The organism is Microcoleus sp. C2D2 (assembly GCF_036702495.1).
Classification (GTDB): Bacteria; Cyanobacteriota; Cyanobacteriia; order Cyanobacteriales; family Microcoleaceae; genus Microcoleus.
Map to the genome: position 1 here is coordinate 1 of NZ_JAUBTO010000202.1, position 11,178 is coordinate 11,178.

Sequence of the window (11,178 nt, forward strand, 5' to 3'; positions counted from 1 at the left end):
AGCGCCTAATTTTTATATTCTATAGTTAATTTTTATAAAAATTATTAACTTTTTTACATACTAGGTTCGGTAGAGCCAAATCTACGAGCTCAACTTCTAACTCTGAATACCTTAGAGGTAGCATATTTGCATCTTCCTCAGAGTTTAGAAACAAATCTATCTTGAGAAATAACCTCTAATGATTAACAGTAAAATAATTTAAGTAACTATTGTAAATAACAACTTAAAATTTATTTACAAAAAATAATAATTATCTATAAAAATTTTTGTCAAATTATGAAAGTTCTACTATACTAGAATCGAGAGTATTTTTATATAAATTCTGTAAAAAATATCTGGCTGTTGGGGACAGGTTGTGGTTATCTTCCTGAAATACTTTGTGGCGTTTACTAATTATTAACGCTCAGCAGGTAAGGGGTTGCCATTACAGGATTTAAATAAAGCACTCCTTAAGACATTGGTCTTGAGAAGTGCACTCAGACCAAAGCAGTAATCTAGTTCGGATTAATGGTTTAAATATTGTCTAGATAATATGTTGCATCCACAAGAAGAGAACGTTTTAGTAGCAACGAGTCCTCTGGCCCCTCTGGTCATTGATGAAATCCCCGATAATAAGGCATTATCAGAGCCGATACTTACTACAAACCCCCATCTTAAAATTCCCAAGCGAGATATTCGGAAAAGCCTCAAGGCATTAACTACCGAAGGTGCCTTTGCTACCGTCTTTTACAGTATAATTGGCGGCGCCTTGCTTAGTAATTTCTTGCTGGATCTCGGTGCCAGTACAGTAGAGATTGGTCTGCTCGCCTCAATTCCTCAGCTAACCAATTTGCTGCAACCGCTGGGAGCCTATCTGGGAGACCGCATCAAGAGCCGCCACTGGTATTCCCTGGTGATTTTCGGCTCGTCGCGGCTGCCGTGGTTGCTGATTGTGCCAGGGATTTGGTTGGTGGGCACATCTCGTATGCAGCCGCGCCAGTTGGTGGTGTTGACATTGGCAATTATCTGCCTGAGTAATTTCATGGAAGCTTTGGGTCGTGCTTCCTTTCTTAGCTGGATGGCTGTGTTAGTACCAGACCGGTTGCGCGGGCGTTATTTTGGGTTTCGCAACAGTGTGGTGACCTTCACCAATCTCATCGGCGTGCCGCTGCTGGGTCTAGCGGTATCGAAGTGGCCGGGTGGTTCGCTCTCGGGCTTCGGTGTGGTCTTGGTTGTGGGAGTTGTGTTCGCAATACTCAGTCTGATCTTTCAGTTCTGGATAACCGATGTCAACCCGCAGCTAGTACACGCCGCCGATGAGGATACAGACCACGGCTCGCCCTTGAAGAAAGTTTTTAGCTTCCTCAAAGATGCCAATTTTTTGAAGTTTTTGTTTTACTCATCTTTCTGGAGCTTTGCGGTTAACATCAGCGCTCCCTTCTTTAACCTCTACTTGCTGGGGGACCTCAACTTCGATGTCAGCGTGGTAACGCTCTATAACAGCTTGGGGGCTGGTGCTAACTTGCTGATGATGATGTTCTGGGGCAGACTGGCTGACCGGATTGGCAATCGCCCACTGATGATAACTGTGGGAATCTTGGTGGCTCTGACGCCTCTACTGTGGCTAGAATCTGGAACTTCTCCTATTTTCCTTTGGGCTTGGTTCCCCTTGTTGCACATCCTCGGCGGTGCGACTTGGGCGGCGATTGACCTGTGCAGTGGCAATCTGATGATGTCGGTTACACCGCTACGCAATCAGTCGATTTATTTTGCTGTTGCTGCGGCGGTTCCTGGAATCACTGGGGCGATCGGCATCACTGTTGGTGGCTATGTCGCGAGTCTGACTGATTTTGGTGGCTTGCCAATGGCGTTTGCTCTCTCAGCCGTCTTGCGACTGTTGGCCCTCCTGCCCTTGGTGTTTGTTCACGAGCAGCGTGCTGTCTCTGTGAGTGAGCTAATGCGAGTCCTGATCCCAACACTCAAGCGTCAAGCAGCGGCTATTCAAGCAGGACGCACCACTTTGAAACCATTACCATTAATAGATGAACTTGAGGATGAAAGCCCACCAGCAAGCTCATCCACTTAGTCTTGAGATAGCGAATTGACGAACCCTCCCCGTGAACGGGGAGGGTTTTTTATTCATAGTTCCTTGCAATGAACTACTGGGGGGACAAGAGCCTGCTGGTGCAATTTCCGAAAATTTAAGTATAATTTTAAGTATAATTGCTTATCAGGCAATTTTTTTTACATATCTATCCTAGTGGGGATGTGGCAAGAAACCAAATAATGCTGGCTTTCCGGTTTATCATATGTTAATGTAGCGAATATTACAAAAAACGCTCATGAATCCTCTACTGACAGGATTACTAAACTTCCAAGTAGTCGTTGAAGATTTTCAACACACTGAGAAAGATTTAGTATTAAAAGTCGAACAAGAGAATAGGGCATTATCAGAGACGGTATTTCCTCCAAAGCCGCCTCAAAAAATTCCCAAGCGAGAAATTCGCACAAGCCTCAAGGCATTAACTACCGAAGGTGGCTTTGCTACAGTCTTTGCCAGTATCATTGGCGGCGCGTTGCTTAGTAATTTCTTGCTGGATCTCGGTGCGAGTACAGTAGAAATTGGTATGCTTGCCTCAATTCCTCAGCTAACCAATTTGCTGCAACCGCTGGGGGCCTATCTGGGAGACCGCACGAACAGCCGCAATTGGTATTCCCTGTTTATTTTTGGCTCGTCGCGGCTGCTGTGGTTGCTGATTGTCCCAGGGATTTGGTTGGTGGGCTCATCTCGTATGGCTGCACACCAGTTGGTAGTGTTGACACTGGCAATTATCTGGGTGACTAATATCATGGAAGCTTTGGGGCGTGCTTCCTTTTTTAGCTGGATGGCTGTGTTAGTACCAGAGCGATTGCGGGGGCGGTATTTTGGGTTTCGCAATAGTGTTGTTACCTTAACCAATCTCATCGCTGTGCCGCTTCTGGGTCTAGCAGTATCGAAGTGGCCCGGTGGCTCGCTCTCTGGCTTCGGTGCGGTATTGGTTCTGGGAATCGTGCTGGGGATAATCAGTCTGGTCGTTCACTTCTGGATGACTGATGTGAACCCAAAGCTTTTACAGGTCACCGATTCGGATACAGAGCACCTGTCGCCTTGGGAGACTGTTTTTAGCTTCTTCAAGGATGCCAATTTTTTGAGGTTTCTTATTTACGCAGGCTTCTGGAGCTTTGCGGTTAACATCAGCGCTCCCTTCTTTAACCTCTACTTGCTGGGGGATCTCCACCTCGATGTCAGTGTGGTAACGCTCTATAACAGCTTGGGAGCTGGTGCTAACTTGCTGATGCTGATGTTCTGGGGCAGACTGGCTGACCGGATTGGCAATCGCCCCGTGATGATAACTGTGGGAGTCTTGGTGGCTCTGACGCCTCTACTGTGGCTAGAAGCTGGAACTACTCCATTTTTCCTTTGGGCTTGGTTCCCCTTGTTGCATATAGTGGCCGGGGGGACTTGGGCAGCGATTGACCTGTGCAGTGGCAATCTGATGATGTCGGTGACGCCGCTACGCAATCAGTCGATTTATTTTGCTATTGCGGCGGCGGTTCCTGGAATCACTGGGGCGATGGGCATCACTGTTGGTGGCTATGTCGCGAGTCTGACTCATTTTGGTGGTTTGCCAATGGCGTTTGCTCTCTCAGCCGTCCTGCGCCTGTTTGCCCTGCTGCCCTTGGTGTTTGTTCGCGAGCAGCGTTCTGTGGGTATGGGTCAGCTAATACGCGCCCTATTCCCCGCCAGACTACCAATAGAGCTGATTGAAGCAAAGGATTGACACTCTCCGGCGTAAAACGCACGGAGATTCTGAAGAAACTACCAAATGGCAATTCTTGAGGGCGCTGTCAAGACACCTCTACCAACTCCGTCAAGGTCAAGCCTTAACATTGTCGCTACTTTTCTCAAAATGTTGGCTGCCCCATTGCAGTCAGCATTGATGTACCAGTTTTTCGCACCCGTCCGGTACAAACCGCGTTTTACCCGCCTACCCGCTTCCTTCCACCCATCAGGTTTTTCACCGATTGTAGGTAGAAAGTCACGGTCTACAAATGATGCTTTAGACGTGTAACTTTCTTCAGTTTCGACAAACTTAATGCCGTGCTGTTCGCACAGTTGAGCTCTGCGATTCTTTAGTCGTGCCGTAGGGATTTGAACAAACTTTTGATTGGTCTTTTTGCCCATATTGGCAGAATCTTTCTGTTCTTTGTTCCACCCAAAAACGATAACACCGATTCTGTTCTCGATACAGTGATTGACGAGTAAACGAGCTACTTTATTCACGGCATCGCGTATCTGACGGTTTCGTTTTTCGGTTAATCGCGCCATGCGACCAAAAACCATTATGTTTGCCCTCCATCAAAGTTGCCACCCGCTTGTTGTACCACTGGTTGACCGACTTTAAATGCTTGCCATCAATAATAAAGCTTGTCCCTGAGTTACTGACGCAAGTAAGCCAGTTATCAATACCGCGATCGATGCCTAAAGCTTTTTGATTGTCTGCGACACCTTGGACACTGATTGACTTGTAAACAAATTCGGCGTAAAAACAGCCATTTCTGGGGAGAATTCTAATTTCTCGAATATTGGCATAGTCTAAGTTGGAAGGCATTGGGACTTGAAAATTCTTCAGTCCAAACCAAGCTTTTACTTTTTGTCCGAGAGGGATTGAAATTTGACCATCAATCAACTTTTTCCCAAGCGCTTGCTTCGGATAAGCTACCAAATGAAGTCCGCCAGTAGTACGGTAATTTGGGAATTTTGGTTTAAATTCAAGCTTGTCTTCCCGAAATAACTCGATCGATCCTTTGAAAGATTTTACCTATTCACCAACAGCACCACAAGTCTGTTGAGCAGCTTGAGCGCATAAAGCCCCGTAATGAGGATTGCGCTTTAATGCGTTAATTACGTCAAACGGACGAACGTAAGTATGAGCCTTGAAGTATATTTGACGAGCGTAATAAACCGCACAATTGTGTAGTTTGTTTGATTCTTGGCAAATATATTCTAGAACCGCCTTGAATTCTTTGTCAGGCTTGAGTAGTATCTGTTGACACCCAAACATTTAAATGCTCCTTTGTTATATGTTGATTATACACAGTCAATCAACAGAGTCAAGCGCTCTATTAGGAATAAATTTAGGAACTAGCCCTGCTTGCTTCCTGAACCATGAGTTTCTAACGTTCGTCGCCAGTTGCGTCATACTCTCCACATTATTTGGATTACCCGATCGAGGCTCTAGCACTGCTATTCGACCGCCTAAATCCTTGCCTAATCCGAGCTTTCTCCCTGCTGCTGCATCTCATATTCTTGGATAAATTGGGCGATCGCATTTTTCCCATCTTCTGTTAACTCGCTCGTTTCAGCGAGACTACTCATTCGCTCAACGATCGCGGATGGTTCGAGATAGGGTTCGAGCCAGCTAAGGTCAAGTTTGTAGCCTGTTTTTTGAGTTTCCTTCGACCCATCCTCACTAAAATCTTTTGGCAGCAAATTCTCCAAGAAATTAACTAGCCCTTCGTCATCCTCAATAATCTTTTCAACCCATTGCTTGACTTCATCTTGTCCTGCCCAACTTTGCCAATAGTGTAAATTTTCAGATAGTTTTGGGGATTGCAGTAGGGAGTTTTGTTGTGCAGCATCTCGCAGCCGCTTCAAGGCTATTCCTTCAAGCTGCTTAAGATGTTCTACAGTCTGGAGGTATTCCTCTGCGGGGATAGATTCCTCCGCTCCATACTTACCTTGTTCCTGCCCCAAGGCTGCTACTTCGCGCACAATTATGGATAAGGCATTACCGTTTGATATTGCCTCTTTCAAGGTTTCAAACCGTGCTGGTTCGTCAATCCGACGCAACAATCGTGAGATCAGGCGTTCAATTCTAATGTCATTGCCAAAATCAAACATTCCCTGCGGTTCGTCTTCCGGAGGCAAAAGCTGGTCGCCGACATCAAACAAAGCTTTCACAATTGAAGGAATGCCATCGGTAGGAATTTCTTTTTCAGGGTAATCCTCAAGCCGTTCAAGAAATGCCCGAACTTGCGTCGTGCCATCAGAGCGTTTTTGATGAGCGAGTTCTACAAGATTTTCCCCAAATGCTTTAGCATCTTTTGCCAAGGCAAAAATTGTTTTAATCTCAGCATCCGAGAATTCATCTTGTGTTAAGACTAAACAGAAGTAGTTGGGAAATATATCTAAGCTGCAAATCCGTAATTGTTTGCCCCATATTGACTCATCTTGTGCAGGGGAGTAGGTATTATGCCAAACGGCTTCTAACTTAGGAAAAAGCTGTAAGAGCAGCCGTTTAACTGGTTCTTTATCCTCGTCATCTTCAAACTTAGTCACCCACGAATCGTGAAAATCTTTGATTTCTTCCAATGTCGGGATTAGAGTACCTTCCGCATCCGCATTTCCTGCAAAGAATTGAGGATTTTTGCGGATTATGTCATATATTTTTGGGCGAAAGGCTCGCAGGGACTCAATAGCAATAAAATCAACTGGGTTGACTTCATCTTTCACCGCTGGGTATGTCACGGTTAAGAGGTTGGTCAGACGAGTAATGTCGCGAGGGTTGGTAATAAAGTGGTCTATCCCTTGTAAATAAACATTGCCCCAGCGATTTAGATTGAGTAGTGGCTTTGGTGCGTCAGCCAGTATGCCATTGAGTTTTTCAAAAAGTAGCTTGCGGAGTGAGGTTTTATCTGGGAGAGGTAACTCAAAAGAAGCTTGAACAATCTGATTGAGGTAGATTGCTCCGGGTAGAGGTTGTGTATCTGCGAGGGTTTTGATGACAACTTCTTGATCGAAAACGAGCAAATAGACAACGTTAGTAAAGTTGGGGATTGATTTAATAAGATAAAATAATTGACTGATCTCTTCAGCGGAGAGCCTGTCAATATCGTCAATCGTTACTACGATTCGCGGATGCTGCTTTTCTAGTGTATCTTCGACTTCTGCTTTTAAGTCGGAAGTCTCCTTTTCTTTATCGTCAAATAATTTTACAAGTGCTCTGCTAGCTTGAGCGTAAGGAAGAGGAATTTCAGAAACTGCTTTAGCCAGATTGGTTATTCGACCTAGGAGGCCTTTGGGGACAGCTTTAAATTTGCTCAAAACAGCCTGTAATTGACCAATAAAGCGCCTGGTGATGTCTTCGCCCCCAGAAAATAACCAGGGATTAAAAGGGACAATAATAGGTTGCTCGCTCTCTGGCTTTTGCTCGAGATAGTACGTTAAAAAGTTCAATAGTGTGGATTTTCCAAAACCTGAGGAACCGTAAACTGCTATAACGAACCCTTCAGGAAAGTTCATTTGGCAAATACTGTCTGCAAGATGTTTGGCGAAGGGTGCATATCCTAATCGGTCTTGTTTTGGCTCGATTAAGGCGTTATCTGCGGATGAGTCACTAAAATCTTCCGGCAAGATTTCTGAATCGTTATTTGTTTGAGCCATACAGCCTCTCTCTTTGTTAGTTAAGGTAATCTTGCCGTTCAAGGTTTGCTTTAATTAACACCCCACTGACGTGCAGAGTTTGGGGTGTTGAATTACGTTTTAATGTATGCGATTGCTTATCTTTATAGATGCTCATAGAGTAGCATCAAGGAAGCTCTGTTCTTGTCTACTGTTAGATGGATATTAATGTTAAGCTAGGTTGATAAAAGGCACAGGATTGCCAAAATGAAACACCCGTTTAGACGCGCCTAAGTGGGCGATCGCAGCAAACGAAGGCATTGTGGTGAGCCAGAACACCGGCATCCGTTTTTCTACGATCGCACCTTGAGCCAATCGACTATAGTGGGAGGAAGGTTTCGCTGCACTTTACTGCTGACGTACATCCCGATATGCCCAACGGGGAAGGAGCGCAAGGTGTAGTCTTCGCTAGCAGTGTATGTCTTAAGAGCTAAGGAAGATGCTGGAGGAACGAGATGATCTTGCTCGGCGTAAATGTTCAAAATCGGAATGCGGATGTTTCCCAGATCCACTCGCTTGTTGCCAATCTCGACCTGACCTTGAATCAGTTTGTTTCCCTGATAGAAATCTTTCATGAACTGTCGGTAAGCCTCTCCAGCTTGGTCGGGACTATCAAAAATCCACTTTTCCATCCGGAGAAAATTGATTAGTTTGCTTTCACAATCGATGTTATCCAGAAGGTCAATATACTTCTGAACTCCTAACTGAAAAGGTTTCAGCATCAAGAACTCCAAATTCAGGAAGTCGCCGGGAATGTTCCCCAGAGTATCCACGATTAAATCGATATCTACAGCCTTTGACCCCAGAGTGCATCCACCCCAAACATTGAGGAGTCCCTCATTGATGTGAAAATCGACGGGGGTGACCATAGTAATCAGGTTTTTTACTTTCTCTGGGTAAAGGGAACTGTAGCAGAGGCTGAAGGTTCCCCCTGACAAATACCTAACAGGTTGATTTCTTCTAAGCTGTGGCGATCGCGTACCACATCCACACAGTTGTTGATATAGCCATTAATGTAGTCGTCAAGAGTTAACCAGCGATCGCCGCGACTCGGATAGCCCCAGTCAATCAGGTAAACATCCAAACCAAGCTCGAGCAAATTCGCAACCAGCGATCGCCCCTCCTGTAAATCGACAATGTAGGGACGATTAACCAGGGCGTAAACAATGAGGATGGGAATATTCAGCGAATGCTCAACTTTCGGCGAGAAATGGTACAGCAGTACCCTATCTTCCCGGTAAACCTCTTCCTTGGGAGTCACCCCGACTTGAAGATCTTCCTCCCGCAGGCGGGTGAAAATCTCGACGCCCTTAACCAGTTTTTCGGTTAGCTCTCTCGTTGCCATATTGATATTCTGAATTTATTACGAATTGTCACTCCAGAGCTGGTTTAGTTTCGTTGTAGGAGTAGAGGAACAGACCGAAGAGAATCGAAAACACAAGGTCGATCGCACCCGGAACTAGATAAAGTGGGTGAAGATTGCCGATCGCCGTGTGATAAGCCAGCACGGGGAAAACCGAGGATTGGGCGCAGATTCCAAGTTTCACGATATCCTGGCGGGAAAGGTCGTTACCCACCCACCAATAGCCAATCCCGAAAATGAATATCAACACAATAAACATATGTAAATACTCGGGATTGGTCAGGGGTTTCAGATTAAGCAACTGGCGAATCCATTGGTCGCCAAACAGTAACCCGACAGATTCAACCCAATTTATTACAGCCTTGCCCAAAAATACGTACTTCCACGTCATCGAATTTTTCATAGTTCATACTTCAACCTTTTAGCTGAGGTTCTGCCAAAGCTTTTTTAAGGCTTTTAACATCCTTACGCAGCTCGTAAATGCTGTGGTGAGTCTCGTCTACTTCGCTCCTAGTTGGCAAGCCATACATCTTTAGGAATACTTCCATGAGCTGTTGCTGGGAAAACCTGTAGATCGTGGCTGAGTTCAAAAAATTTCCTCGAAGTTCAAGAGCATCTTTTGCACGGAACCTTTGTAGAAATACTCCGTCAAATACGCTACTCCAAACTTGGAGTAACTGCTGCCAGTTCTGAACCGTTTCGCCCTTTTCTTCAGAATAGGCTAATTCTCGCATCAGCTCCTCATAAGCTTTCAGCCAGACATCAAGTAGCAATATCTGATAGTCAAAGTTTGCCTTAGAAAAGTTGATCCCAGTATCAAAGCTTTTAAGCAGTTTGTTGTTGAACTCACGAGCGTACCCCAAGTTTGGGCTTTGTAGAACGCTACCAAATGTCTTTTCATACATATTCCAGTAGAGGTTGCTGAGTTCAATCAATGCTCCAGCGTAACCCCCTACTGCTCCGGCTCCGCTCTCTAGTGACTGCTGTAGTGATTCTGCCCAAAGCTGAGTCAACTTTTGCAACCCCTTCAGGTAAATCTGCCACAACTCGGCTTGATTTTGAGTAGTCTTGACCGCAGCAGGTGTTGCGGGAGTTGTTGCAGACTTGATGAAATCGAACCAGCTTTCCCACATATTTACGTCTGCTACATGAGATTGATATGAAAGGGACAATATCGACATCTTGCAATACGCTTGGGTTAAGCTCTATCTCCCTGGCGCCCCCCTTAAAAAGGGGGAAGAACTTACTCTTGCGTCCCCCGTATTAAGGGGGATGCTGCAAGGGATCTGCGAGGAATAAATATTTTTAACCCAAGCGTATTGCGACATCTTGTACACTTAAAAATTACTTCTTGCTTCAGGGTAGGGAGTCGGCTCCTTCTACTGGGCAGGCGTCTATTCAGAACGACGCATCCTTACTTTATTATTGTAAGATTAAAGCTAAATTAATAGCCCCGTTCAAGCCTCTATTACAACTAGAACCACACTGCTAACAAACAAATACTCGCGCTGGAAGTGGCATTAGTTGAACGTGACCGCAGTTTTAACAAGTTTTAGATGAGGGATAGCATCGATATACTACTTCTACAGCAGTGCCGTAGATGGCAGATCGATAAGTTAGTTTCCTCATCCATCCATAAAACCCTGAGTATAAAACAGATAAAGCTAATTTGTGATTAGCTACCCTCCCAGAAACGTTCAAATCTACCTAAATATTTGATGAGGCAGCACTTTATACTCACATTTGTTGATGTACGGGCGCTACTGATTTCATCCTAAAATCACTTTTCGTGGTTGAAGCCTTGTGTTGCCAGAAAAGCTAAAGCCATCACACCAGCGATCGCCCCCCACTGGAGAGCGGGATTCTTAGCCAGCCAGTCCGTAACGCTCGGTATGACCATATTGCTATAGTCTCCATCAACTCTGGTATCGTCTGGGACAGGTTCGTAAAGGTTGTTTCGATCCTCTGGGGATTTTGGCTGATTGCTGCGTTGACCCTGGAAGCCGACGAGCAGCAACAAAGAATCTGCCAGTTCGGGTGAGAGCCGCTGTAGCGCAGCTAGAACTCTAGCCGAATCCCCAACAAAGTAGTCACGAGTTGGATCAGCAACGTAGAGGATGGCGTCAGCTACCAACCTGGGGTCGTAGTAGGGCGGTATCCCTGCTGGCTTTACGCCTAGCTTGGTGAGGCCATTGTTCCAGAAGGGTGTATTGATGACCGCTGGTTTCACGCTCGTCACGCTGACAGGTATCTTCTCATCAGAGAAATGGGTTGAAACCCCGTCCTTTTAGGACGGCTTTACAAAAAGACTAAGATAGGATTCACCATATCA

Annotated in this window: 9 protein-coding genes and 1 pseudogene; 2 read left to right on the forward strand and 8 right to left on the reverse strand. The window is 45.4% G+C overall.

Annotated features, from left to right (window positions below; translation table 11 throughout):
* Positions 1-532 precede the first annotated feature (532 nt).
* Positions 533-2,065 (forward strand): MFS transporter, encoded by a 1,533-nt coding sequence (locus QUB61_RS34845; RefSeq protein ID WP_333135416.1) that lies wholly within the window; start codon positions 533-535, stop codon positions 2,063-2,065.
* 256 nt (positions 2,066-2,321) lie between these two features.
* Complete coding sequence (locus QUB61_RS34850; protein WP_333135414.1) at positions 2,322-3,800, forward strand: MFS transporter; 1,479 nt, start codon at positions 2,322-2,324, stop codon at positions 3,798-3,800.
* Positions 3,801-3,838: 38 nt separating this feature from the next.
* On the opposite strand, the gene QUB61_RS34855 is transcribed toward QUB61_RS34850, so the two are convergent.
* From QUB61_RS34855 to QUB61_RS34895, 8 genes and pseudogenes are all read right to left on the reverse strand, one after another.
* On the reverse strand, positions 3,839-4,303 hold the full coding sequence (locus QUB61_RS34855; protein WP_333135413.1) for an IS200/IS605 family accessory protein TnpB-related protein: 465 nt from the start codon (positions 4,301-4,303) through the stop codon (positions 3,839-3,841).
* Positions 4,296-4,631 carry a transposase gene (locus QUB61_RS34860; protein WP_333190340.1) on the reverse strand — a complete coding sequence of 112 codons (336 nt, stop codon included), beginning with the start codon at positions 4,629-4,631 and terminating at the stop codon, positions 4,296-4,298. Before QUB61_RS34860 ends, QUB61_RS34855 begins: the two co-directional genes overlap by 8 nt.
* Before the next feature lie 210 nt (positions 4,632-4,841).
* The gene (locus QUB61_RS34865; protein WP_333135409.1) at positions 4,842-5,084 is read right to left on the reverse strand and encodes a hypothetical protein; all 243 of its coding nucleotides are present in this window, start codon (positions 5,082-5,084) and stop codon (positions 4,842-4,844) included.
* A gap of 206 nt (positions 5,085-5,290) precedes the next feature.
* A complete protein-coding gene (locus QUB61_RS34870; protein WP_333135407.1) occupies positions 5,291-7,465 on the reverse strand; it encodes a P-loop NTPase fold protein in 2,175 nt (724 codons plus the stop codon).
* 311 nt (positions 7,466-7,776) lie between these two features.
* Positions 7,777-8,828, reverse strand: a pseudogene (phaC, locus tag QUB61_RS40250) (class III poly(R)-hydroxyalkanoic acid synthase subunit PhaC).
* Positions 8,829-8,856: 28 nt separating this feature from the next.
* Positions 8,857-9,249 carry a hypothetical protein gene (locus QUB61_RS34885; RefSeq protein ID WP_333135405.1) on the reverse strand — a complete coding sequence of 131 codons (393 nt, stop codon included), beginning with the start codon at positions 9,247-9,249 and terminating at the stop codon, positions 8,857-8,859.
* 10 nt (positions 9,250-9,259) lie between these two features.
* Positions 9,260-10,027: a poly(R)-hydroxyalkanoic acid synthase subunit PhaE gene (locus QUB61_RS34890; protein WP_333135403.1), complete on the reverse strand. Its 768-nt coding sequence runs from the start codon at positions 10,025-10,027 to the stop codon at positions 9,260-9,262.
* Positions 10,028-10,626: 599 nt separating this feature from the next.
* Positions 10,627-11,085, reverse strand: coding sequence for a hypothetical protein (locus QUB61_RS34895; RefSeq protein WP_333135401.1), 459 nt, complete (start codon positions 11,083-11,085; stop codon positions 10,627-10,629).
* Positions 11,086-11,178 lie beyond the last annotated feature (93 nt).

Bases quoted from the DNA above. Each gene is read 5' to 3' on its own strand.
- QUB61_RS34845 (WP_333135416.1), top strand. From the start codon at position 533: ATGTTGCATCCACAAGAAGAGAACGTTTTAGTAGCAACGAGTCCTCTG.
- QUB61_RS34850 (WP_333135414.1), top strand. From the start codon at position 2,322: ATGAATCCTCTACTGACAGGATTACTAAACTTCCAAGTAGTCGTTGAA.
- QUB61_RS34860 (WP_333190340.1), bottom strand. From the start codon at position 4,631: ATGCCTTCCAACTTAGACTATGCCAATATTCGAGAAATTAGAATTCTC.
- QUB61_RS34865 (WP_333135409.1), bottom strand. From the start codon at position 5,084: ATGTTTGGGTGTCAACAGATACTACTCAAGCCTGACAAAGAATTCAAG.
- QUB61_RS34870 (WP_333135407.1), bottom strand. From the start codon at position 7,465: ATGGCTCAAACAAATAACGATTCAGAAATCTTGCCGGAAGATTTTAGT.
- QUB61_RS34885 (WP_333135405.1), bottom strand. From the start codon at position 9,249: ATGAAAAATTCGATGACGTGGAAGTACGTATTTTTGGGCAAGGCTGTA.
- QUB61_RS34890 (WP_333135403.1), bottom strand. From the start codon at position 10,027: ATGTCGATATTGTCCCTTTCATATCAATCTCATGTAGCAGACGTAAAT.